The organism is Streptomyces sp. H27-D2 (assembly GCF_035828615.1).
In the GTDB taxonomy this organism is placed as follows: Bacteria; Actinomycetota; Actinomycetes; order Streptomycetales; family Streptomycetaceae; genus Streptomyces.
In genome coordinates this window covers 1-21221 of the sequence record NZ_JAYMZR010000110.1, presented here as the reverse complement: position 1 = coordinate 21221, position 21221 = coordinate 1, and the positions used below count along the sequence as shown (strand labels likewise).

Below are 21221 nucleotides of genomic sequence, written 5' to 3'. Positions count from 1 at the left end.
CTAAGCCTTTCCGCGCCGATGGTACTGCAGGGGGGACCCTGTGGGAGAGTAGGACGCCGCCGAACAATCTTTAGAAAAGCTCCGGTCCCTGAACTTCGGTTCAGGGACCGGAGCTTTTCTGCGTTCAAAACCAGCATCCACTTCCGGCGAACTGCCTAGAGTGAACGAATGCGGTATGACTTGGTCATTTTTGATAACGACGGTGTCCTGGTGGACAGTGAGCCGATCTCGAACAAGATCCTCGCCGACTATCTGACGGAGCTGGGGCACCCCACCAGTTACGAGGACTCGCTCCGCGACTACATGGGCGCCGCCGTGCACCGCATCCATGACGTTGTGCTGGAGCGCTCCGGGCAGCGACTGCCCGAGGGCTTCGACGAGGCGTTCCATGGGCGGGTCTTCGAGGCGTTCCGGCGCGAGCTTCAGCCGGTGGACGGAGTGAGCGAGGTGCTCGGGAAGCTGGTGGCGGACGGTGTGCCGTACTGCCTCGCCTCTTCGGGCAGCCACGAGCGGATCCGCGTCGCGCTGCACAAGACGGGCCTGTTCGAGTCGTTCGGCGAGGAGCGGATCTTCAGCTCGCAGGACGTCGGCCGGGGCAAGCCCGCACCGGACCTCTTTCTGCACGCGGCCCGGGTGATGGGCGTGGCGCCGGAGCGGTGCGCGGTCGTCGAGGACAGTCCGCTCGGGGTACGGGCGGCCGTCGCGGCGGGGATGGATGTGTACGGTTTCACGGCGATGACGCCGGCCGCCGGACTGGCCGGGGCGACGGGGCTGTTCGCGGACATGGCGGAGTTGCCGCAATTGCTTGTGTGATCCATCTACCCACGGGTAGCCACGGGCCGTACGCTGCACAGCCATGACAGACGCGCGCCTTGGGCGCGGCCGGGGCTCGTTGGCCATCAGTTTTTTCGTCCAGGGTGTCGTCTTCGCGCTGCTGGTCACTCGGATTCCGGCGTTGCAGGACCGCTACGGGATGAGCGACGCGGTTCTGCCGATCTTCCTGGCGGCCGTCCCCATCCTCGCGGGTGTCGGCAGCGTCGCCACCGAGCATCTGGTGAAGCGGGCGCGGCCGAGCGCCGTACTGCGCTGGGCCCAGCCGGTCGTCTGCCTGGTGCTGTTCGGCGCGGGGCTGGGCGACGAGCTGTGGCAACTGGCGCTGGCCCTGGCCGCTTTCGGGCTGGCGGTCGGCGCGCTCGACGCCTCGATGAACATGCTCGGGGTGAGCCTCCAGCGGGCGTACGGCCGCAGCATCATGCTGGGCTTCCACGCCGCGTACAGCCTCGGCGGCATCGTCGGGGCCTCGCTGGGCTGGGTGGGCGCGCACTGGCAGCTGTCGCTCGCGGTGCTGTACGCGCCGGTGGTCGCGGTGCTCGTACCGCTCGCCCTGGTGGCGAGCCGTTGGTACGTGGACCAGCGAGCGGCGGCGGGCGGGCCGGCGCGGAATTCGGCGGGGTCTTCGGACCCGGCCGCTCCCGCCGAACATCCCGAAGCCCCCGCCGTTGCCCACGCCCCCGTATCGATGAAGCTGCTGCTGCCGCTCTGCATGGTGATGGCCATCGCCTACATCGGCGACTCGACGGTCTCCAACTGGAGCGCGAAGTACCTCCAGGACGTGCTGCACAGCTCCGAGCAGCTCGCCACCGTCCCGTACAACGTCTATATGGTCACCACGCTGCTCGGCCGGGCGGTCGGGGACCTGGGCGTGCGGCGGTTCGGGGCGGCCGCGGTGGTGCGCTGTGGCGCGGTGATCGCGGCGGTCGGCTTCGGGGTGGTCGCGGGGGCGCCGGGGGCCTGGGTGGGCATGCTGGGGTTCACGCTGCTGGGCCTGGGGCTGTGCGTGATCGTGCCGCAGACGTTCGCGGCGGCCGGCAGGCTTTTCCCGGGGGCCTCGGATACCGCGATAGCGCGGCTCAACATCTTCAACTACGTCGGCTTCCTGGTCGGCGCGCCGCTGGTGGGCGCGCTGGGCGACGCGTGGAGCTATCGCGGGGCGATGCTGGTGCCGATGGTGCTCGTTCTGGCGATGCTGTTCTATGCCCGCTCCTTCGAGCCGGAGCCCGCCGGATACCGTGATGGGCATGAGCGGCCGCGCACAGCTGATGTGGGACGAAGCAGTAACGGGCTATGACTTCGGGCCCGGCCATCCGATGGACCCGGTGCGGCTCGCACTGACCATGCGGCTGGTCGAGGCGTTCGGGCTGGACCGCGCCGTGCGGCTGGTGGCCGCGAAGCCGGCCGGGGATTCGACGCTGCGGCTCGTGCACCGGCAGGACTACGTGAACGCGGTGCGGGCGGCCTCGGCCGATCCGAAGGCGGCGGACCCCGCGTACGGGCTCGGCACCGAGGACGATCCGGCGTTCGCCGGGATGCACGAGGCCTCGGCGCTGATCGCCGGGCAGTCGGTGGGCGCGGCCGAGGCCGTGTGGGCCGGCGAGGCGCTGCACGCGGTGAACTTCTCGGGTGGGCTGCATCACGCGATGCCCGGCGGCGCGTCGGGTTTCTGCATCTACAACGACGCGGCGCTCGCGGTGGCCCGGCTGTTGGAGCTGGGCGCGGAGCGGGTCGCGTACGTGGATGTGGACGTGCACCACGGCGACGGCGTGCAGACGGCGTTCTGGGACGACCCGAGGGTGCTGACGATCTCGCTGCACGAGCACCCCAGGACGCTGTTCCCGCAGACCGGCTGGCCGGAGGAGACGGGCGGCGAGGGCGCCCCTGGCGGCGCGGTCAATGTGGCGCTGCCGGCCGGGACCGGCGACGAGGGCTGGCTGCGGGCGTTCCACGCGGTGGTGCCGGAGCTGCTGGGCGCGTTCCGGCCGCAGGTGATCGTGACGCAGCACGGCGCGGACACGCACTTCGAGGACCCGTTGGCGCACTTGGCGGTGAGCCTGGACGCGCAGCGCTCGGTCGCGGAGGCATGCCACGCGCTGGCGCACGAGCACGCGCGGGGGCGCTGGGTCGCGCTCGGCGGCGGGGGGTACGCGGTGGTGGACGTGGTGCCGCGGAGCTGGACGCACCTGGTCGCCATCGCCGCGGGGCAGCCGGTGCCGCCCGGGACGGAGGTGCCGGAGGAGTGGCGGCAGGAGGTCTACCGGCGGACGCGGCAGTCGGCGCCGATCCGGATGACGGACGGCCGGCAGCCTCGCTGGCGGGATTTCGCGGATTCCGGATACGACCCGTCGGACCGGTTGGACCAGGCGATCCTGGCGACCCGGCGGGCGGTCTTTCCGGCGCACGGGCTGTTGCCGTAGGGAGCCGTAGGGAGCCGTAGAGGAGAGCTGTAGGAGGCGAAAAGACCCCGTTGGGGCGGTTTTTGACGGTTCGTACGCCGAGCGGGCCGGCGGCGCGCGACGATGACGGTGTGACGAGTGCCGACGAGTTGCGCGCGCATCTGCTGGAGGCGCGATTGGCCGGCCCGGTGGCCACGACCCGGGAGCAGAGCCTGCGCCGCTACCGGCTGTTCGCCGCCCGCGATCCGCAGGTGCTGCTCGGCCTGGAGCCGGAACAGGACTGGCCGCTCGCCGAATTGCTGAAACTCATGCACGACAGATGTGGGGTTTCGGACGATCCAGCGCATATTTCAGGCTTAGATGTGATCGATCCGGACCGTACGATCGACGCTCTTGATTCCTTCGCAGCTCGGGTCATGGCGGTCGCCGAAGCGGGCGCCCCGGTGCTCCTGGGCACCGGTCATCCGCATCGACTCCTCGACTTCTACGCCGCGTTGGCGGACGCGTTGTCGGCGGCGGGCTGTCGGATCCTCACTCCCGCGTATGGGAGATGTATCGACATAACGACCCGGTTCGGGGTACGCACCTACAACCTCGACTACGTCCGGGGAGTCGCGCTGATGCGCGATCCCGGCGCGCGGAGTGCGCGAAGTGCGCCGGGCGTGCACACCCACTCCCCCCTCCCGATTCGTACCGCTCTGGGGGCCGTCGCAGACGCCCTGACGCCCCTGCCGGCGCTCGTCATCGGGGACCATGGGTGGGTCTGCGGGGCAGGTCAGCTGGGTATTGAGGCCATCGGTCTGGCGGATACGGACGACCCCGCGCTGTTCGTCGGAGAGGCCGAGGGGCGGGTGTCCGTCGCCGTTCCGCTTGATGACGCTGTGCGGTCTGATTACTACCGACCGCTTACTCGCTATGTACTCAATCGGGCGTGTCTGTCACAGTAGGCGGCCGGTCGTAACACCTCTTCCCCACTCGCATCACCCGCCCCTAACCTGGGGATGACGCATACGAGCAGGAGTCACCGGAGGGGAAGCCGGTGCCTGTCATGTGCGGAAGGTTCAGGTGTGTCATGGCTGCTGGCGATAAGCCTCTCAGCGAGGTTGTGTTCCTGACCGTGGCGGAAGTCGCCTCGGTAATGCGTGTGTCCAAGATGACCGTGTACCGCTTGGTGCACAGCGGTCATCTGCCGGCGATCCGGGTGGGAAGGTCCTTCCGGGTCCCAGAACAGGCGGTCCACGAGTACCTCCGAGAGTCCTATGTGGGGGTCGAGTCGGCCTGACTGAGCCCGACGTTTCCCCTCGGATTACGCGCCTCACTCGGTGCCGGGTAGGCTGGGCCGACGTAGGTAGTGTGGGCTCGGACGCCCCGCACCGAGTGAAATCGAAGTAAGCGAGGGTAGTCGTGGGCTCTGTTATCAAGAAGCGGCGCAAGCGGATGGCTAAGAAGAAGCACCGCAAGCTGCTCAAGCGCACTCGCGTGCAGCGTCGCAACAAGAAGTAAGCGAACGCTGAGCACGTGTTCACCGCCCTCCCACCACACAGGTGGGAGGGCGGTGGCGTTTGCAGGCGGTGGCGTTTGCGGATGCCGTGCGCCGGGCGCGCGCCCGGACGGCTGATCCGGCCGATCCGGTCCCAGGCCCCGGTCCCAAGGCCCGCTCCCGTCCCGTTCGCACCTGATTCACCGCAGCGGCGTCTTCGCGTCCGGAAATGTAGCTCGCTGCATCGTGCGGTCATCACAGCGCAACGTCCACCCGATACGGTGACCGCAGGGCGCTGGGACCGTTCGGGTCCCGGCGGGGTGTGAGGAAGGCGCTGATCTTGGGCAAGGTCGTGCTCGTCACCGGTGTGGCCCGTCAACTCGGGGGCCGTTTTGTACGCCGTATTCAGCGCGATCCCGACGTCGAGCGGGTGATCGGGGTCGACTCCGTGCCACCCGAGCACCATTTGGGCGGCGCCGAATTCGTCCGGGCCGACATACGGCACCCGATGATCGCCAAGGTGCTCGCCGAGCACGCCGTCGACACCGTCGTGCATATGAACGTCACCGGCACCCCGATCGGCAGAGGGGGCGGCCGGGCGCTGGTCAAGGAGACCAACGTGATCGGCACCATGCAGCTGCTCGGCGCCTGCCAGAAGGCGCCGTCCGTCAAACGGCTCGTGGTCAAGTCCAGCACCAGCGTGTACGGTTCCGCGCCGCGCGACCCGGCTGTCTTCACCGAGAGCACTCCGCCAAAATCGCTGCCCAGCGGCGGTTTCGCGAAGGACACCGTCGAGGTCGAGGGGTACGTCAGGGGATTCGCCCGGCGCCGGCCCGACGTCGCCGTGGCGGTGCTGCGGTTCGCCAACATCCTCGGTCCGTGCGCCGATTCGCCGCTCGCCGAGTACTTCTCGCTGCCCGTGCTGCCGACCGTCCTCGGCTACGACCCGAGGCTCCAGTTCGTGCACGAGGACGATGTGATCGACGTCCTGCGGATCGCAGCCTCCGAACCCGCCCGCGGCTCGCTCAACAGCGGCACCTTCAACATCGCCGGCGACGGCGTCCTGCTGCTCTCGCAGACCGCCCGCCGGCTCGGCCGCCCGACGCTGCCGTTCCTGCTGCCGACCGTCACCTGGGTCGGCTCGGCGCTGCGCACCGTCGGCGTCACCGACTTCTCACCGGAGCAGATCCGGCTGCTCACCCACGGCCGGGTCGTCCAGACCACCCAGATGCGAGAGACACTGGGATTCACGCCGAGGTACACGACGGCCGAGACCTTCGAGGACTTCGCGCGCAGCCGCGGACCCGGGCTGCTCCCGCCCGCGGTGCTTGCCCGTACCGTCGACCGCCTCGCCGGTGTGCTGGCCGCACCCGGCGCGGCCCAGTGAGGAGCTCACCAACGATGGCGGACGCCAAGGTCATCCCGTTCGGCGAGGAGCCGCGGTCCCGGCGCAGGGGCGGCAGGCGGGCCGGGCGTACGAACCAGGGGCACGCCCAGGGTCCGCTCAAGCCGGTGCCGGAGCCGCGCGAGGAGCAGTGGCTCGCGCAGGACATCCCCGAGGTCACGGACGCCGCGGAGGCCGGCGCGGAACCGGCCGGCGCGGGCTGGGACCGGCGGGTGGCGCAGGGGCTGAGCTTCCTGCGGCGGCGGATCACCGGGGAGTACGAGGTCGACGAGTTCGGCTACGACAAGGACCTCACCGACCAGGTCCTGATGGCGATGGTGCGCCCGCTGTACGAGAAGTACTTCCGGGTCGAGGTGAAGGGCATCGAGAACATCCCCGACACCGGCGGCGCGCTGATCGTCGCCAACCACTCCGGGACGCTGCCGCTCGACGGCCTGATGCTCCAGGTCGCGGTGCACGACAAGCACCCCGCCGACCGGCATCTGCGGCTGCTCGCCGCCGACCTCGTCTTCATGCTGCCGGTCGTCAACGAGCTGGCGCGCAAGGCGGGCCACACCCTGGCGTGCGCGGAGGACGCGCAGCGGCTGCTGGAGCGCGGCGAGGTGGTCGGGGTGATGCCGGAGGGCTTCAAGGGCATCGGGAAGCCGTTCTCGGAGCGCTACAAGCTGCAGCGCTTCGGGCGCGGCGGCTTCGTCTCCACGGCGCTGAAGGCCGGGGTGCCGATCGTGCCGTGCTCGATCGTCGGCGCGGAGGAGATCTACCCGATGATCGGCAATTCGAGGACGCTGGCCCGGCTGCTCGGCGTCCCGTACTTCCCGATCACGCCGACCTTCCCGCTGCTGGGGCCGCTGGGCGGGATACCGCTGCCGACGAAGTGGACCATCCAGTTCGGCGAGCCGATCCCGACGGACGGCTTCCCGCCGGAGGCCGCCGAGGACCCGATGCTGATGTTCAATCTGACCGATCAGGTGCGGGAGACGATCCAGCACACGCTGTACAAGCTGCTCGTGCAACGGCGCTCGGTCTTCTTCTGAGACTTCTGAGACCGAGCGCCGTTGCGAGGTGCTGCCGGGTAACGCTTGGTGCGGGTGCTACTTGGCGTCCCCGCCGTCGATGCCGAAGCCCGGCAGCAGGTCGGGGAGCAGCGGCGGGATGGTGACGTCGGGCCGCGTCGGATTGTCGAGGCCGCCTCCCTTGCTGCCCTTGCCGCTCTTGTCCGGGGTCGCCGGGCTGTCGCTCGGCTCGGGGTCGAGCAGTCCGCCGCCGCCGAGCAGTCCGCCGTCCTTCTTCTCGGAGGAGGAGGAGGGACGCGGCTTGCCGCCGCCGCCGCGCTGCTTGCCGTCGGACGGAGCCGCCGAGGACGGCGCGGGAGCGGTCGTACGCTCCGATGCTCCGGCACCCTCGGAACCGCCGGTCCGCTGTCGGTCCTGCCGGCCGGGCTTGCCGTCCGGCTCGGGCGGCAGCAGCGACCGCAGCGGGCCGACCTCATCGTCTATGGCGTCGAAGACGGAACTGACTTCGTCGCCGACGTCGGTGAGCTGGACGGGCAGCCGGTCGCGCAGTCGGCTCCAGCTCTCGCGGTGCGACTTGCTGAACGAGTTGAGGGTCTGGATCGGGATGATCGAGCCGTCGCGTTCGTACGCCTCGTGCAGCAGCCGGTGGCCTTCCGAGGCGTCGTGCCGCATCCCGGAGAGCGCCCGGCGGATCTCGCCCAGCGACTCGTGGTCCAGGTCGGCGGCCCGGCCGCGCTCCATGAGGCGGCGGGCCTCCTGGAGCCGGGTGGACGCCTGGTCGAGGTAGAGGTCCCCGCGGTCGTTGTCGCCGTCGGCGAGGCCGAGCTTGAAGTCCTCCATCCCACGCTTGAGGCCATACAGCGAGTCACCGGGCAGCGCGTCGGAACTCGCCGCCGCGACACCGCTGAAGGCGCCGGCGGCCACCCCGACGGTGAGCCCGCCGGCCGCGAGCCCCCGGGACCAGCGGGACCGCGGCCGGAACCGGCTCATCGGGCCGGCCCGGTGGCTGCCCTTGGCGGCGCGCTGCTCGGGAACCTGAGGGGGTCCCCCCGCCGCCGTGCCCTCTGCCCAGAGCGTTTCCATCGCGGCGATCAGTTGCGCTCGCTGGACGGTTTTCACCTCCGGGTCCAACTTCGGTGCAGGCAGCGAGCCGAGCCCGCCCGTCACAGCCATGAGCCGTCCCTGCTCGGCGTTCTCCGCCGATGCCTCGGACTGCTCGGCCGCCGCGCTCTCGAGGACTTGGTCCTCCAGAGCCTGGGCGAAGGCGTTGGCCCGCCGGTGCGCCGATACGTTCGCGATCACGGGCGGCACCTCCTCTCGTCATGACGATCGACTCCCCGGACTGGATGGACTCTCCAGACTGGCCGAAGGGTTGCACGCCTTGCACGCGTCCACTCGATCGAGTGAGTGGACGCGGGCATGGCGTGACCGCAGGGAGTCTGCACTCCGCCCAACGAGCATCGAGGCACTCGGGTTACGCCCTGCCGATGATCGGACCGCCCGGAATCCGGGGGCGACCGGAATCCTGAGGCCACCGGTGTCCGGGGGTGCTCCCGGTGCTAGCGGGCGTCGTCCGGAAGGATGCGGGCCAGTGTCCGTACGGCCCGGTACTGCAGGGTTTTGATCGCGCCTTCGTTCTTCCCCATGACCCGGGCCGTTTCGGCGACCGAGAGCCCCTGGAGGAAACGGAGGGTCACGCACTCCTGTTGCTGCGGGTTGAGCTTGCGGACCGCTTCCAGAAGGGCGGCGTTGGAGAGGGATTCGAGCACCGAGTCCTCGGGACTGCGCTGGACCTCGTTGGCGTCCAGCATCTCGCCGGTCGTGACCTCCAGCCGGAAACGGCTGGACTTGAAGTGGTCGGCGACGAGGTTGCGGGCGATGGTCACCAGCCAGGCGCCGAAGTCGCGGCCCTGCCAGGTGAAGGTGCCGATGCGGCGCAGGGCGCGCAGGAAGGTCTCGCTCGTGAGGTCCTCCGCGGTCGCCTTTCCGCCGACGCGGTAATAGATGTAGCGGTAGACGGTGTCGGAGTACTGGTCGTAGAGCTGGCCGAAGGCTTCGGTCTCGCCGGCCTGGGCTCGTTCGACGAGTTCCAGCATGCGGTGGCTGTCACTGTCCGCGCTGGGGCGACGGGCAGTGGTAGTGGTCGTGCCGGCGCCGGCACGACTGCGTCTGCCGACCGCCGCGCTCCCGTCGGCCAAGGCGTAGGCGGGGCGTACGGGACGTACGGGTCGGGCGGGACCAGCGGGGACAGGTGCGGCGAGGGCAGGGACGGCATACGCGGTGGGGACGAAAGCGCGCAGGCGGTCGACGACCGTTGCGCGCAGCGTAGCCAGGCCCGAGGTGTCAACCCCGACGTGTGGGTACACGGGACTCCCAGAGGCAGAGCTTCCATCACGTTCAGTGCGGAACCGTTCACCCGTCGTAGGGACGCGTGGGTACCGGTTTGCGTGTGAGGAGAATAACGCTTCGTACAGGCGGCGCTACACCCAGTTGCTCAAATCACCGGTTGCGCCCACTCCGATGCGGAATGATGGCTGTTCAAGTATCGAACAGTGGCCTTATGTTGATCACTTTCTGTCGTGTTCTGCCTGGTTGGGCGGCGTGTTGTACGGATCCAGCGGCGGCGCGGTAAGCGGGGGTTCGCTGCCGGGGCGGCGGGGGTAGGAAGCCCGGAATGCGGTCCTGACACCGGGTGTCGGCGGCTCGGGAGCGGGCCGGGGCCCGGGAGTGTCGTACGGGGTGGGCGGAGCCTCGTCGGGCGCACAGGTGGCGCGGGACGCGCGCGGGCGGTGCGGACGCGAGCGGGCCGCGTGGGCGGCGCGGGCGGGCGGACATGCGAACGGCCCGCTCAGGCGCGGCGAGGCGCTGGGCGGGCCGTGTGTGGCGTTGTGCGGGCTGTGTGTGGTTGGGCGGAGTCGTTCTTGGTCGCGTGCGGTCGTTCGTGATCGTTCAGTGCGGTTCGGGGGCCCCGGCCGTCGGGTCAGCGGCGGCGGCGTTGCAGGGCTACCGCGGCCGCCGCGCCGCCGGCCAGTGCGCCCAGGCCGGCCGCGGCCGGGATGCCGATCTTGGCCGCCTTGCGGCCGGTCCGGTAGTCGCGCAGCCGCCAGCCGTGCTCGCGGGCGTGCTGGCGCAGGCCCTTGTCCGGATTGACCGCGTACGGATAGCCGACGAGCGAGAGCATGGGGATGTCGTTGGCCGAGTCGCTGTAGGCGGCGCAGCGGGTGAGGTCCAGGCCCTCGGCCGTCGCGAGGGCGCGTACCGCCTCCGCCTTCGCGGGGCCGTGCAGCGGCTCGCCGACCAGCTTGCCGGTGTAGACGCCGCCGATGGACTCGGCGACGGTGCCCAGCGCGCCGGTCAGACCGAGCCGGCGGGCGATGATCGTGGCGGTCTCCACCGGCGCGGCGGTGACCAGCCAGACCTTCTGGCCGGCGTCGAGGTGCGCCTGGGCCAGCGCGCGGGTGCCGGGCCAGATCCGCTCGGCCATGTACTCGTCGTAGATCTCCTCGCCGATCCGCGTCAGTTCACAGACGCGGTGGCCCTTGACGATGGACAGCGCGCTGTTGCGCGCCTCCTCCATGTGCTCCGGGTTCTCCGAGCCGGCCAGCCGGAAGTACGCCTGCTGCCAGGCGAAGCGGGCGAGTTCGCGCTTGTGGAAGAAGTTCCGCTTGTAGAGGCCGCGGCCGAAGTGGAAGATCGCGGCGCCCTGCATGACGGTGTTGTCGAGGTCGAAGAAGGCGGCGGCGAGGTGGTCCCCGGTGACCGGGAACTCCGGCTCATCGGGGACGGCTTTCGCGGGCACCGTACGGGTGTCGCCGTCCGGCCCGGCGAATTCGGCGCCGCCGAATGCCTGGTCGCTGATGTCCTGCGAGGTCTTGCGCGCTGCCTCGGCCGCTGCCTCGCCTGCCAGCACGCTGCGCGCGGTGGCGGAACGCTTACGGGGGGTGAGCCATCCGAGAGAGGCCATGCGGCGAGCATAGCCAGTCTGTTCGGGACGGCTGGAACGGGGAGGATGCGGCGGCGTGAATTCGCGGTGACCGCGGGTCTGGCCGTGGGCAGGTGGGCCGGTGTTCTCGGCTCGCGGTGCCCGGATCGCGGCACGCCGTCCGAAGGCTGCGGCCGTCCTCAATCTCCCCCAGCCTTCGGCCGGGGGAGGGCTGAATTTAGCCCGTCCGGCGATTGAGGACAGGGGCGCAACCTGAGGCGCTCCCACTCCGGGGGACAACCTGCCGGCCGCGGCGCTAGCCGCCCAGCGCCGCCCGGAGTCGTTTCGGGTCGACGCGCCAGAAGTCGTGCTGGGCGCCGTCGATCAGGATGACCGGGATCTGCTCCCAGTACTTGCGGTGCAGCTCCTCGTCCTGGGTGATGTCGCGCTTCTCCCACGCCGCGCCCAGTTCGCCGCAGATCCGCTCGATGATCCGCTCCGCGTCGTCGCACAGATGGCAGCCGGGCTTGCCGATGAGTGTGACGGTGCTCTCAGCCGGGTTCTTGCGGGCGGTGCGGCGCAGCAGCGGAGTCATGGCTGCATTGTGCAACCCTGACGCGCTCGTTACGGAGCGGGTGTCGGGTCGATTAGCATCGTGGGCGATTTGTAGTGGTGTCCGGGGGCGGCGAAGCGAGGAGGATGAGCGCGTGTTCGCGGCTGCTCTCACCGGACACCGGCGCGAACGGCGTGCTCCGATCGGCGGTTCCGCCACCGGCCGGAAAGTGCGCGTGACGCCTGTCACTTTGCTCGGACAAAGCGGACACCATCTTTGTGCACGCGTTCACAAAGACATAGCCTGCTGTCGACGGGGCGGTCCGGGAACAGACGACCGCCCGCAGCCCCGCTCTACCCGCAGGAGCACCGTGGCAACTGGCCGAACGCACCGACCGGCGACCCGCAGCCGAGGCATTCCCGAGGCCACCGTCGCCCGTCTGCCGCTGTATCTGCGCGCTCTGACCGCGCTGTCCGAGCGCTCGGTGCCCACGGTGTCGTCGGAGGAACTCGCGGCCGCGGCCGGGGTCAACTCGGCCAAGTTGCGCAAGGACTTCTCGTACCTCGGCTCTTATGGCACCCGCGGGGTGGGCTATGACGTCGAGTACCTCGTCTACCAGATCTCCCGTGAGCTCGGCCTGACCCAGGACTGGCCCGTCGTCATCGTCGGCATCGGCAATCTCGGCGCCGCGCTCGCCAACTACGGCGGCTTCGCCTCCCGTGGTTTCCGGGTCGCCGCGCTGATCGACGCCGACCCGGAGATGGCCGGCAAGCCGGTCGCGGGTCTGCCGGTGCGGCACACGGATGAGCTTGAGGCGATCATCAGCGACAACGGCGTCTCGATCGGCGTCATCGCGACGCCGGCCGGCGCCGCCCAGCAGGTCTGCGAGCGGCTCGTCGCCGCCGGGGTGACCTCGATCCTCAACTTCGCGCCCACCGTGCTGTCCGTTCCGGACGGGGTGGACGTGCGCAAGGTCGACCTGTCGATCGAGCTGCAGATCCTCGCGTTCCACGAGCAGCGCAAGGCTGCCGAGGACGCGGCGGACGCGGCTCATGAAGCGGGTCTCGACGCCGTGGCCGCGCATGCCACCGAGGAGAGGGAGCGCCCGGCCGCACAGCGCCGCGGCACCCGTGCCGCGGCGGCCGGTAAGAACGGCAAGCGAGGACCTGACGGGGACGTGCCCGCCGTGATGCCGGCATGAGTCTGCTCGTCGTCGGTCTGAGCCACCGCAGCGCGCCGGTGAGCGTGCTGGAACGTGCCGCCATCGCGCCCGAGGCGCGGGGCAAGCTGTTGCAGGACGTCCTCGCGGCCGAACCCGCCGCCGAGGCCGTGGTGCTCGCCACCTGCAACCGCATCGAGCTGTACGCGGACGTGGACAAGTTCCACGCCGGCGTCGCCGAGCTGTCGATGCTGCTCGCGCACCACAGCGGCGTCGATCTCGAAGAGCTGACCCCTTACCTGTACGTGCACTACGAGGACCGGGCCGTCCACCACTTCTTCTCGGTCGCCTGCGGGCTGGACTCGATGGTGGTGGGCGAGGGCCAGATCCTCGGCCAGATCAAGGACGCGCTCGCGGTCGGGCAGGACCAGCACACGGCCGGCAAGCTGCTCAACGACCTCTTCCAGCAGGCCCTGCGGGTCGGCAAGCGGGCGCACAGCGAGACCGGCATCGACAAGGCCGGGCAGTCGCTGGTCACGTTCGGACTCGAACAGCTCGCGTCCGGCCGGCCGGTCGCCGAGTGGGCGAGCGACAAGCGCGCGCTGGTGATCGGCGCGGGCTCGATGTCCTCGCTCGCCGCGGCGACGCTCGCGCGGGCCGGCGTCGGCGAAGTGATCGTCGCCAACCGGACCCTGGAGCGCGCCGAGCGGCTCGCCGCGCTGCTGACCGAGCAGGTCACCGCGGGCGTGCTGGACGCGCTCGGCACACCCGGGTTCGGCTTCGCCGCGCGGGCCGTGCCGATCGCCACCATCGATGCCGAGCTGGCCCTCGCCGACATCGTCGTCTCCTGCACCGGCGCGACCGGCCTCGTGCTGACCCACGAGGACGTACGCGACGCCCTCGCGCGCCGCGCTCCCGACAGCGCCGCCCCCGCCTCCGTACGGCCGACCGCCGAGAACTGTCCGGCGGGCGTCGCCGGCGCGGACTGCACCGATGACGGCGCGGCCGTGACGCTGGCCCTGCTGGACCTCGCGATGCCGCGCGACATCGACGCCGCCGCGCACCGCCTCGACGGCGTGCGCCTCGTCGACATCGAAGCGCTCGCCGAAGCCTCCGCCGACGCGCCGATGGCCGCCGACGTCGACCAGGTGCGGGCCATCGTCTCCGCCGAGGTCGCCGCCTTCGGCGCCGCCCAGCGCGCCGCGCAGATCACTCCGACCGTGGTCGCCCTGCGCACCATGGCCGCGGACGTCGTCGCCGGTGAGATCGCCCGGCTCGACGGACGGCTGCCCGACCTGGACGACAAGGAGCGCGCGGAGATCACCCAGACCGTGCGCCGTGTCGTCGACAAACTCCTGCACGCGCCCACCGTGCGGGTCAAGCAGCTGGCGGGTGAACCCGGCGGCGCCGGGTACGCGGACGCGCTGCGCGAACTTTTCGACCTCGACCCGCAGGCGGTAGCAGCCGTCAGCCGGGCCGATACGCGTGACCCTGGACGGGAGCGGGCATGAACGACACATCCACTACGGCCTTCGGGGGCCCGGGAGCCCCGGGCGGTCCGGGAGGCCGGCAGCCGCTCCGACTCGGCACCAGGCGGAGCGAGCTCGCCATGGCCCAGTCCGGGCGGGTCGCCGAGGCGGTGCGCGGCCTCACCGGCCGGCCCGTCGAGCTGGTCGAGATCACCACGTACGGTGACACCTCGCGGGAGCACCTCGCGCAGATCGGCGGAACCGGCGTCTTCGTCTCCGCGCTGCGCGACGCGCTGCTCAGCGGCGAGATCGACTTCGCGGTGCACTCGCTGAAGGACCTGCCGACCGCGCCGGCCGACGGCCTCGTACTGGCCGCGATCCCGGCCCGCGAGGACCCGCGCGACGCGCTGGTCGCCCGCGACGGCCTGACCTTCGAGCAGCTTCCCGACGGTGCCCGGGTGGGCACCGGGTCGCCGCGCCGGATGGCGCAGCTGAACGCCTGGGCGCGCTCGCTGGGCCGTGACATCGAGACGGTGCCGATCCGCGGCAACGTCGGCACCCGGATCGGCTTCGTCCGCTCCGGGGAGCTCGACGCCGTGGTGCTGGCCGCCGCCGGACTCATCCGCATCGGCCGGATCGAGGAGGCGACCGAACTGCTGGACGTCGACTCGGTCCTGCCCGCCCCGGGCCAAGGCGCCCTGGCGATCGAATGCGCCCTTGATCATGTTCGTGAGGGCACCGCCCTCGCGAGCCTGCTCGCCGAGCTCGACGACCCGTACACCCGGGCCGCCGTGACCGCCGAGCGAACTCTGCTCGCCGCCCTGGAGGCCGGCTGCTCCGCACCTGTGGGTGCGTTGGCCGACCTGTTGGTTGACGGGCAGATTGCCACCGAAATGCGCCTGCGCGCTGTCGTCGGGACAACCGACGGCTCGACGCTGGTGCAGCTGTCCACCACTGGTCCCGTACCCGCGGCCCCTCAAGACGCCGCGGCTCTCGGCCGCGAACTCGCTGCCGAGATGCTCGCCAAGGGTGCCGCCGGTCTTATGGGGGAGCGAGCACATTGAGCCCCACGACCTCGAACCTTCCCGCACTCGGGCACGTCACCTTCCTCGGTGCCGGACCCGGAGATCCGGGACTGCTCACACTGCGCGCCGTAGAGGCGCTGTCCCACGCGGACGTATTGATCGCCGATGAACGGGTGCTCGACGTGGTGCGCGCGCATGCGCGCGAAAACGTCGACATGCCGCTGCAACCGGTCGTTGACGAATCGTCAGCCGCCGACAGAGTCCCGGTGTTGAGGGACGTGACCAATCTTGTCATGGGGGCGGCACGCGGCGGCAAGCGGGTGGTCCGCGCGGTCACCGGCGATCCCGGCCTGGACGGCGACGCGACAGCCGAGATGCTGGCCTGCGCCGCCGAGGGCATCGTCTTCGAGGTGGTGCCCGGTGTGGCCACCCTCGTCGGCGTGCCCGCCTACGCCGGAGTGCCGCTGCGGGACGCCGACGGAGTGGACGTCCGCTTCATCGACGCCCGCAAGGCCACCGACCGCCGCTGGCTGGAGGTCGGCGCGAGCGAAGCGACCGCCGTCGTCTCCACCACCCTCGAAGCGGTCGCCGCCGCGGCCGGCGAACTGGTCGCGGCCGGGCGCAAGCCCGATACCCCGATGACCGTCACCGTCGCCGGCACCACCACCCGGCAGCGCACCTGGAACGCGACCCTCGGGACCGTGGCCCAGGTGCTCAAGGCGGCGAAGGTGCTGCCTTCGCCGGACGCCGGCCAGCCCGTCATAGCCGTGGTCGGCGAGCGCTGCGCCGCCGCCCGGCGCGAACAGCTCTCGTGGTTCGAGTCCAAGCCGCTCTTCGGCTGGAAGGTGCTCGTGCCGCGGACGAAGGAGCAGTCGGCCTCGCTCTCCGACCAACTGCGCTCGTACGGCGCGGTGCCGCACGAGGTGCCGACCATCGCGGTCGAGCCGCCGCGCACTCCGCAGCAGATGGAGCGCGCGGTCAAGGGCCTGGTCACCGGCCGCTACGAGTGGATCGCCTTCACCTCGGTCAACGCCGTCAAGGCGGTCCGGGAGAAGTTCGAGGAGTACGGGCTCGACGCCCGCGCCTTCGCCGGGATCAAGGTCGCCGCGGTCGGCGAGCAGACGGCCGCCGCGCTGGTGGACTTCGGCGTCAAGCCGGATCTGGTGCCCAGCGGTGAGCAGTCCGCGGCCGGGCTGCTGGAGGACTGGCCGCCGTACGACGCGGTGTTCGACCCGATCGACCGGGTCTTCCTGCCGCGCGCCGACATCGCGACCGAGACGCTGGTCGCGGGCCTGATCGAGCTGGGCTGGGAGGTGGACGACGTCACGGCCTACCGGACCGTGCGCGCCTCGCCGCCGCCGGCCGACACCCGTGAGGCGATCAAGGGCGGTGGCTTCGACGCGGTGCTCTTCACCTCGTCGAGCACCGTGCGCAACCTCGTGGGCATCGCGGGCAAGCCGCACAATGTCACCGTCATCGCCTGCATCGGCCCGGCCACCGCCAAGACGGCGGAGGAGCACGGGCTGCGGGTGGACGTACTCTCCCCGGAACCCTCGGTGCACAAGCTGGCCGAGGCGCTCGCGGACTTCGGCGCCGCCCGGCGGGCCGCCGCGGTGGAGGCCGGGGACCAGGTCACCAGGCCGAGCGAGCGACGGCCCGGATCGCGTAGGAGGGCACGCAGTTGAGCACGTACGATTCCCGGCGGGGTTCGGGGCCGGGTTCTGAGCGGGACCGTGGGCCGGTCGGCCCGAGCGGTAACGGTTCCGCGGCTTCCGCGGCTGGTCAGGGGCTCGGTCCTGGCTCCGGTCACAGCTCCGGTCACAGCTCCGGTCCTGGCTCTGGTCACGGCTCCGGCCCGGCCTTCCCCGGCGCCCGTCCGCGCCGGCTGCGGGTCAACCCCGCGGTACGGCGGATGGTCGCCGAGACCCGGCTGCACCCGGCCGACCTGATCCTCCCCGCCTTCGTGCGGGAGGGCATCAGCGAGCCGGTGCCGGTCTCGACCATGCCGGGCGTCGTGCAGCACACCCGCGACACCCTGCGGAAGGCGGCGGCCGATGCCGTCGCGGCGGGCGTCGGCGGAATCATGCTCTTCGGCATCCCGAAGACCAAGGACGCGATCGGCTCGTCCGGCACCGACCCGAACGGCATCCTCCAGCTCGCCATCCGCGACGTACGGGCGGAGGTCGGCGACGACCTGGTCGTCATGTCCGACCTGTGCCTGGACGAGTTCACCGACCACGGCCACTGCGGCGTCCTGGACGCTCAGGGCCGGGTGGACAACGACGCGACGCTGGAGCGCTACGCCGAGATGGCCCGCGTCCAGGCCGAGGCGGGCGTCCACATGGTCGGCCCGTCCGGCATGATGGACGGCCAAGTCCGCGTCGTACGCGAGGCGTTGGACGGCGCGGGTCACCAGGACGTGTCGATCATGGCCTACACCGCGAAGTACGCCTCGGCGTTCTACGGCCCCTTCCGCGAGGCCGTCGACTCCTCGCTCACCGGCGACCGCAAGACGTACCAGCAGGACCCGGCCAACGCGCGTGAGTCCATGCGCGAGCTGGCGCTGGACCTCGCCGAGGGCGCCGACATCGTCATGGTCAAGCCGGCCCTGCCGTACCTCGACATCCTGCGCCAGGTCGCCGACGCGGTGGACGTGCCGGTCGCCGCCTACCAGGTGTCGGGCGAGTACGCGATGATCGAGGCCGCCGCGGCCAACGGCTGGGTGGAGCGCGAGCGCATCATCATGGAGACGCTCACCGGCGCGAAGCGGGCGGGCGCGAACATGATCCTCACGTATTGGGCGGCGGAGGTCGCGCGGCGGCTTTAGGGCTGGCGCGGCGGCTTAGAGCTGTCCGGCAGTTGTGAGCACGAGGCCCCCGTCGGGCGACCGGTTGACCGGTCGTCCGACGGGGGCTTCTCGCTGCGCGCTCGCTGTGTCGCGCTCGCTACCTACTACGCCCGCTCGCGCGGAGCAGCAGTTCGCGCAGGGACTTCTGCTCCTGGTCCGTCAGAGCGGCGAGCGGCGAGTTCCCGACGAATGCCTCGATCAGCTGGGCGCGCAGCTCAGCGCCCGCAGGCGTGAGGACGAGCTGCTTGGCACGCCGGTCGGTGGGGTGCGGCTCCCGTACGACCAGGCCCTGGCTCTCCAGCCGGTCGACGACGAACGTCGCGTTGGACGGCTCGCACGTCATCCGCCCGGCCAGCTCGCGCATGGTCAACGGCCCGGTCAGTTCGCGCAGCGCGATGGCCTGGGGCGCGGTGAGATTCAGCTTCGCCGCGAGAACGCGGATATGCGCCTCGATTTCCTGCGCCAGGCCGCTCACCAGCCCGCACAGCTCCCGCTCGGCGATCGTCATGCCCCCATCCTAACGACTGCGTAAAGTTAGAAAGGTTGCAGCTAGAAAGGTTGCAACTTGAATGGTTCTAGTTGTAAGTTTCTGTGCCATGGAGATCACAGAGGTCACAGAGATCGAAGCGGACGCCGTGCGGCGCTTGACCGCGGTCTCGCAGCAACGGACCCTTCGGCTCGGCGAGTTGAAGCTCAGCTATGTGCTCGACGGCGCGGTGCGGCTCAAGCCCCGAGGCTGGTTCCCGGGCACGGCCGACCAGGACTGGGAGACGAATCGCCGGTACCTCGACCCCGACGGCAGCCTCGTCGGGAGCATCGGCGGCCTGCTGGTCGAGCACGGAGGCCGCGCCCTGCTCATCGACGCCGGCGTCGGACCGCAGTCGGCCCCCGCGGACCCGGACAATCCGGTGATGGGTGAAATCCACGGCGGCACGTTCCCGGACAGCCTCGCCCGGCTGGGCCGTACGCCCGACCAGGTCGAGGCCATTGCCATCACCCACCTGCACGGCGACCATGTCGGCTGGGCGGCGCAGCCCGCCTTCGCGGGGGCCGAGGTGCTGCTCACGGCGACGGAGTGGGAGCACCGGGGCGCTGCCGCGCAGCATGGGGTGACCGCGGAGATGGTGGGGGCGCTGACGCCGCGCGTCCGCATGGTTGAGCAGGGCGAGGAAATCTTCCCCGGGGTGCGGGTGCTGGCGACGCCTGGTCATACGCCGGGGCATGCGGCGTTCGAGATCACGTCAGTCGGGGCTGGGGCGGGGGATGAGGCTGGGGCCGGTGATGGGTCCGAGGTGCAGCGGCTGATCGCTTTCGGCGACGCGCTGCACTCGCCGGTCCAGGTCCGGCATCCGGAGTGGACGGTGGTCGCGGACGCCGACTCGGAGCAGGCGGAACGCACTCGGCGGCAACTGCTGGAGGAACTGGCGACGCCGGGCACGGTTGGGTTCGGGGTGCACTTCGCGGATGTTGTTTTTGGGCGGGTCGGTCGGGACTCGGAGGGCTTTGGCTGGGTGCCCGAGCGGTAACCGGCGTGGTGGTGGCGGGTGGGAATTTGTCCAGATTCTCGAAGGGTCTGTATAGATTGACCCATGTCGATCCCGAATGTGTTGTCTGTGAGCGAAGCGGCCGACAGAGGTGTGGTCGGACTGATCGGGGCGGCTGAGGCCGGCGAGGACGTAGTGATCGAGCGGCACCGCAAGCCGGGCCGCCGTCATCGGTGTCGCCGGACCCAGGGAGCTCGACGGCTCGCAGGAAGATCTTCTGGACGCGCTACGGGTGCTGTCGCGCGCCGCCTCGGACGACGGCAGCAGGGTCTCCCTCGACGCCATGCTCGGCGAATTCGGCCTCACCCGGAACGAACTCGGCATCTCCGAGGGCTGACCCGCCGGATCAATTGGGCGGGGTCAGCGTGGCGCGCTGCGTCCGGGGAGGCCTGCGGCTGCGCGGAGTAGGGCGGCGCGGGCGTGGACTTCTTCGGGGGAGAGGCCGGCGGGGGTGGGCGGTGGTGTGGGTGGCAGGGCTTGGGTGGTGCAGGTGCGGCAGAGGCCGCCGGGGAGCGCTTGGGGTGGGCCGGGGGCGCGGCATTCGGTGCATTCCATGATGCGGAGGGGTGGGCGAAGTGTGGGTTGCTCGCCGAAGGGGTGGTCGGGGGCTGTGGTGGTGGGTTCGGGTGGCAGTTTGTCGGTGAGTCGCCTGCGGGCGAGGGCTCCGGGTGAGTGGACGTCGGTGGGGAGCCCGGCTGTGAGTGCTCGGATGATGTCGGCGTTGTTTGCTCCGCGTGCGAGCCATTCCTCGGCGAGGGGTTCGAGGGCCTGGCATTCGGCGGCGGAGAGGGTCATGCGGGGGGCGGTGCGGCCGAGGGCGGCCAGGGTTTCGTAGGCGGGTGAGCGCGGGGGCCGGGTGGACCGTACGGGCCGGGCGGGGCGTACGGGCCGGGCGGGGCGTACGGGCCGGGTCGGCGGGGCGGCCGGTGCGTAGGGGCCGGACCATGCGTACGGGCCGGGCTGTACGGGGCGTTGCCGCTGGCGGGGGATCGGGGGCGGGGTGGGGCGTGGTCCCTCGTCCGCGTGAAAGTCCGCTGGCGGTGCGGGGGTTGGGGGCGGCGGGTCCGTACGCGCCGGGGCGGTCTCCGCGACCGTCTCCGTGACCGTCTCGGGTGCGCCGCCTGCGAGGAAGCGGGCCCACCAGGCGTCGCCCCGGGGCGTCCGGGTGAAGTAGGTCCGGTAGACCCACTGCGAGCCGCCGTCGCCGACGGTTTCTTTGACGCGTCGCAGGTTGCCGGCTTCGGAGATCAGGTTGAGGGCGGAGCGGACGGATTTCTGGCCGTAGAGAGGCAGGTTTTTGGCGAGGTTTTTGGCGTCCATCGCGGCACCTTCGGGGAGGCGGTCGATGTAGGAGGCGACCGCCGCCTCGCGCTCCGCCAGATGGGCGAAGTCGTCGGCGTGGTGCGGGCTTTGGCCTGGCGCGGAGCGTTTTCCGTAGCCGGGGGAGGCCATGGGGGGAGCGTCCGGGCGCGGGGCAGCGCCAAGGTTGGCAACAGCCATGGGATCGACTTTCTTAAGGGGCGATCTCGGTGGTTAGACCCTCGCCTGGGTGTTGATCGCACCCGGCGGGGGT

At 70.8% G+C, this 21221-nt stretch carries 19 protein-coding genes and 1 pseudogene; 14 read left to right on the top strand and 6 right to left on the bottom strand.

The genetic code is table 11. The features are described 5' to 3' along the window. Positions 1 to 168 precede the first annotated feature (168 nt). The 8 genes from QMK28_RS29385 to QMK28_RS29350 all read left to right on the top strand — a co-directional run bounded on the left by QMK28_RS29385 (position 169) and on the right by QMK28_RS29350 (position 7149). Entirely contained in the window at positions 169 to 813 is a 645-nt protein-coding gene (locus tag QMK28_RS29385) for an HAD family hydrolase (protein WP_326442713.1), read from the top strand. 43 nt (positions 814 to 856) lie between these two features. Next, entirely contained in the window at positions 857 to 2128 is a 1272-nt protein-coding gene (locus tag QMK28_RS29380; protein WP_326442712.1) for an MFS transporter, read from the top strand. Beyond that, entirely contained in the window at positions 2079 to 3251 is a 1173-nt protein-coding gene (locus QMK28_RS29375; protein WP_326442711.1) for an acetoin utilization protein AcuC, read from the top strand. The genes QMK28_RS29380 and QMK28_RS29375 overlap by 50 nt, the downstream gene beginning before the upstream one ends. Positions 3252 to 3361: 110 nt before the next feature. Further along, a complete protein-coding gene (locus QMK28_RS29370; RefSeq protein ID WP_326442710.1) occupies positions 3362 to 4177 on the top strand; it encodes a phosphatase in 816 nt (271 codons plus the stop codon). A gap of 125 nt (positions 4178 to 4302) precedes the next feature. Further along, positions 4303 to 4512, top strand: coding sequence for a helix-turn-helix domain-containing protein (locus QMK28_RS29365; RefSeq protein ID WP_326442709.1), 210 nt, complete (start codon positions 4303 to 4305; stop codon positions 4510 to 4512). A gap of 122 nt (positions 4513 to 4634) precedes the next feature. After that, positions 4635 to 4733 (top strand): 30S ribosomal protein bS22, encoded by a 99-nt coding sequence (locus tag QMK28_RS29360; RefSeq protein ID WP_003948845.1) that lies wholly within the window; start codon positions 4635 to 4637, stop codon positions 4731 to 4733. A 317-nt stretch (positions 4734 to 5050) separates the two neighbouring features. Continuing rightward, complete coding sequence (locus QMK28_RS29355; RefSeq protein WP_326442708.1) at positions 5051 to 6097, top strand: NAD-dependent epimerase/dehydratase family protein; 1047 nt, start codon at positions 5051 to 5053, stop codon at positions 6095 to 6097. Positions 6098 to 6111: 14 nt separating this feature from the next. After that, on the top strand, positions 6112 to 7149 hold the full coding sequence (locus tag QMK28_RS29350; RefSeq protein WP_326442706.1) for a lysophospholipid acyltransferase family protein: 1038 nt from the start codon (positions 6112 to 6114) through the stop codon (positions 7147 to 7149). A 57-nt stretch (positions 7150 to 7206) separates the two neighbouring features. Here QMK28_RS29350 and QMK28_RS29345 read toward each other — a convergent pair whose 3' ends face one another. The 4 genes from QMK28_RS29345 to QMK28_RS29330 all read right to left on the bottom strand — a co-directional run bounded on the left by QMK28_RS29345 (position 7207) and on the right by QMK28_RS29330 (position 11645). Continuing rightward, a complete protein-coding gene (locus QMK28_RS29345) occupies positions 7207 to 8430 on the bottom strand; it encodes a DUF5667 domain-containing protein (RefSeq protein WP_326442705.1) in 1224 nt (407 codons plus the stop codon). A 257-nt stretch (positions 8431 to 8687) separates the two neighbouring features. Continuing rightward, positions 8688 to 9494 (bottom strand): ECF subfamily RNA polymerase sigma factor, BldN family, encoded by an 807-nt coding sequence (locus QMK28_RS29340; protein WP_326442704.1) that lies wholly within the window; start codon positions 9492 to 9494, stop codon positions 8688 to 8690. A gap of 614 nt (positions 9495 to 10108) precedes the next feature. After that, positions 10109 to 11092, bottom strand: coding sequence for an HAD family hydrolase (locus QMK28_RS29335; protein ID WP_326442702.1), 984 nt, complete (start codon positions 11090 to 11092; stop codon positions 10109 to 10111). 274 nt (positions 11093 to 11366) lie between these two features. Beyond that, the gene (locus QMK28_RS29330) at positions 11367 to 11645 is read right to left on the bottom strand and encodes a glutaredoxin family protein (protein ID WP_326442701.1); all 279 of its coding nucleotides are present in this window, start codon (positions 11643 to 11645) and stop codon (positions 11367 to 11369) included. A 328-nt stretch (positions 11646 to 11973) separates the two neighbouring features. On the opposite strand from QMK28_RS29330, the gene QMK28_RS29325 reads away from it, so the two are divergent. The 5 genes and pseudogenes from QMK28_RS29325 to hemB all read left to right on the top strand — a co-directional run. Further along, complete coding sequence (locus QMK28_RS29325; RefSeq protein WP_326442700.1) at positions 11974 to 12804, top strand: redox-sensing transcriptional repressor Rex; 831 nt, start codon at positions 11974 to 11976, stop codon at positions 12802 to 12804. After that, positions 12801 to 14273, top strand: a complete 1473-nt coding sequence (locus QMK28_RS29320; RefSeq protein WP_326442699.1) for a glutamyl-tRNA reductase — start codon at positions 12801 to 12803, stop codon at positions 14271 to 14273. Before QMK28_RS29325 ends, QMK28_RS29320 begins: the two co-directional genes overlap by 4 nt. Before the next feature lie 98 nt (positions 14274 to 14371). Continuing rightward, on the top strand, positions 14372 to 15295 hold the full coding sequence (gene hemC, locus QMK28_RS29315; protein ID WP_443050865.1) for a hydroxymethylbilane synthase: 924 nt from the start codon (positions 14372 to 14374) through the stop codon (positions 15293 to 15295). Then, positions 15292 to 16941: a uroporphyrinogen-III synthase gene (locus QMK28_RS29310; RefSeq protein ID WP_326442697.1), complete on the top strand. Its 1650-nt coding sequence runs from the start codon at positions 15292 to 15294 to the stop codon at positions 16939 to 16941. The genes hemC and QMK28_RS29310 overlap by 4 nt, the downstream gene beginning before the upstream one ends. Positions 16942 to 17114: 173 nt before the next feature. Beyond that, positions 17115 to 18083: pseudogene (hemB, locus tag QMK28_RS29305) on the top strand (porphobilinogen synthase); the annotation flags it as partial. A 118-nt stretch (positions 18084 to 18201) separates the two neighbouring features. On the opposite strand, the gene QMK28_RS29300 reads toward hemB, so the two are convergent. Further along, positions 18202 to 18612 (bottom strand): MarR family winged helix-turn-helix transcriptional regulator, encoded by a 411-nt coding sequence (locus tag QMK28_RS29300; protein WP_326442696.1) that lies wholly within the window; start codon positions 18610 to 18612, stop codon positions 18202 to 18204. Positions 18613 to 18700: 88 nt separating this feature from the next. Between QMK28_RS29300 and QMK28_RS29295 the strand changes: the two genes are divergently transcribed. Further along, positions 18701 to 19630 (top strand): MBL fold metallo-hydrolase, encoded by a 930-nt coding sequence (locus tag QMK28_RS29295; protein WP_326442694.1) that lies wholly within the window; start codon positions 18701 to 18703, stop codon positions 19628 to 19630. A gap of 378 nt (positions 19631 to 20008) precedes the next feature. Here QMK28_RS29295 and QMK28_RS29290 read toward each other — a convergent pair whose 3' ends face one another. Beyond that, positions 20009 to 21148 carry a MarR family transcriptional regulator gene (locus QMK28_RS29290; protein WP_326442693.1) on the bottom strand — a complete coding sequence of 380 codons (1140 nt, stop codon included), beginning with the start codon at positions 21146 to 21148 and terminating at the stop codon, positions 20009 to 20011. Positions 21149 to 21221 lie beyond the last annotated feature (73 nt).

What these genes read in the sequence shown, in the direction of transcription:
- QMK28_RS29385 (WP_326442713.1), top strand. Translation starts at nt 169, where the DNA reads ATGCGGTATGACTTGGTCATTTTTGATAACGACGGTGTCCTGGTGGAC.
- QMK28_RS29380 (WP_326442712.1), top strand. Translation starts at nt 857, where the DNA reads ATGACAGACGCGCGCCTTGGGCGCGGCCGGGGCTCGTTGGCCATCAGT.
- QMK28_RS29375 (WP_326442711.1), top strand. Translation starts at nt 2,079, where the DNA reads ATGAGCGGCCGCGCACAGCTGATGTGGGACGAAGCAGTAACGGGCTAT.
- QMK28_RS29365 (WP_326442709.1), top strand. Translation starts at nt 4,303, where the DNA reads ATGGCTGCTGGCGATAAGCCTCTCAGCGAGGTTGTGTTCCTGACCGTG.
- QMK28_RS29350 (WP_326442706.1), top strand. Translation starts at nt 6,112, where the DNA reads ATGGCGGACGCCAAGGTCATCCCGTTCGGCGAGGAGCCGCGGTCCCGG.
- QMK28_RS29335 (WP_326442702.1), bottom strand. Translation starts at nt 11,092, where the DNA reads ATGGCCTCTCTCGGATGGCTCACCCCCCGTAAGCGTTCCGCCACCGCG.
- QMK28_RS29330 (WP_326442701.1), bottom strand. Translation starts at nt 11,645, where the DNA reads ATGACTCCGCTGCTGCGCCGCACCGCCCGCAAGAACCCGGCTGAGAGC.
- QMK28_RS29320 (WP_326442699.1), top strand. Translation starts at nt 12,801, where the DNA reads ATGAGTCTGCTCGTCGTCGGTCTGAGCCACCGCAGCGCGCCGGTGAGC.
- hemC (WP_443050865.1), top strand. Translation starts at nt 14,372, where the DNA reads ATGGCCCAGTCCGGGCGGGTCGCCGAGGCGGTGCGCGGCCTCACCGGC.
- QMK28_RS29300 (WP_326442696.1), bottom strand. Translation starts at nt 18,612, where the DNA reads ATGACGATCGCCGAGCGGGAGCTGTGCGGGCTGGTGAGCGGCCTGGCG.
- QMK28_RS29295 (WP_326442694.1), top strand. Translation starts at nt 18,701, where the DNA reads ATGGAGATCACAGAGGTCACAGAGATCGAAGCGGACGCCGTGCGGCGC.
- QMK28_RS29290 (WP_326442693.1), bottom strand. Translation starts at nt 21,148, where the DNA reads ATGGCTGTTGCCAACCTTGGCGCTGCCCCGCGCCCGGACGCTCCCCCC.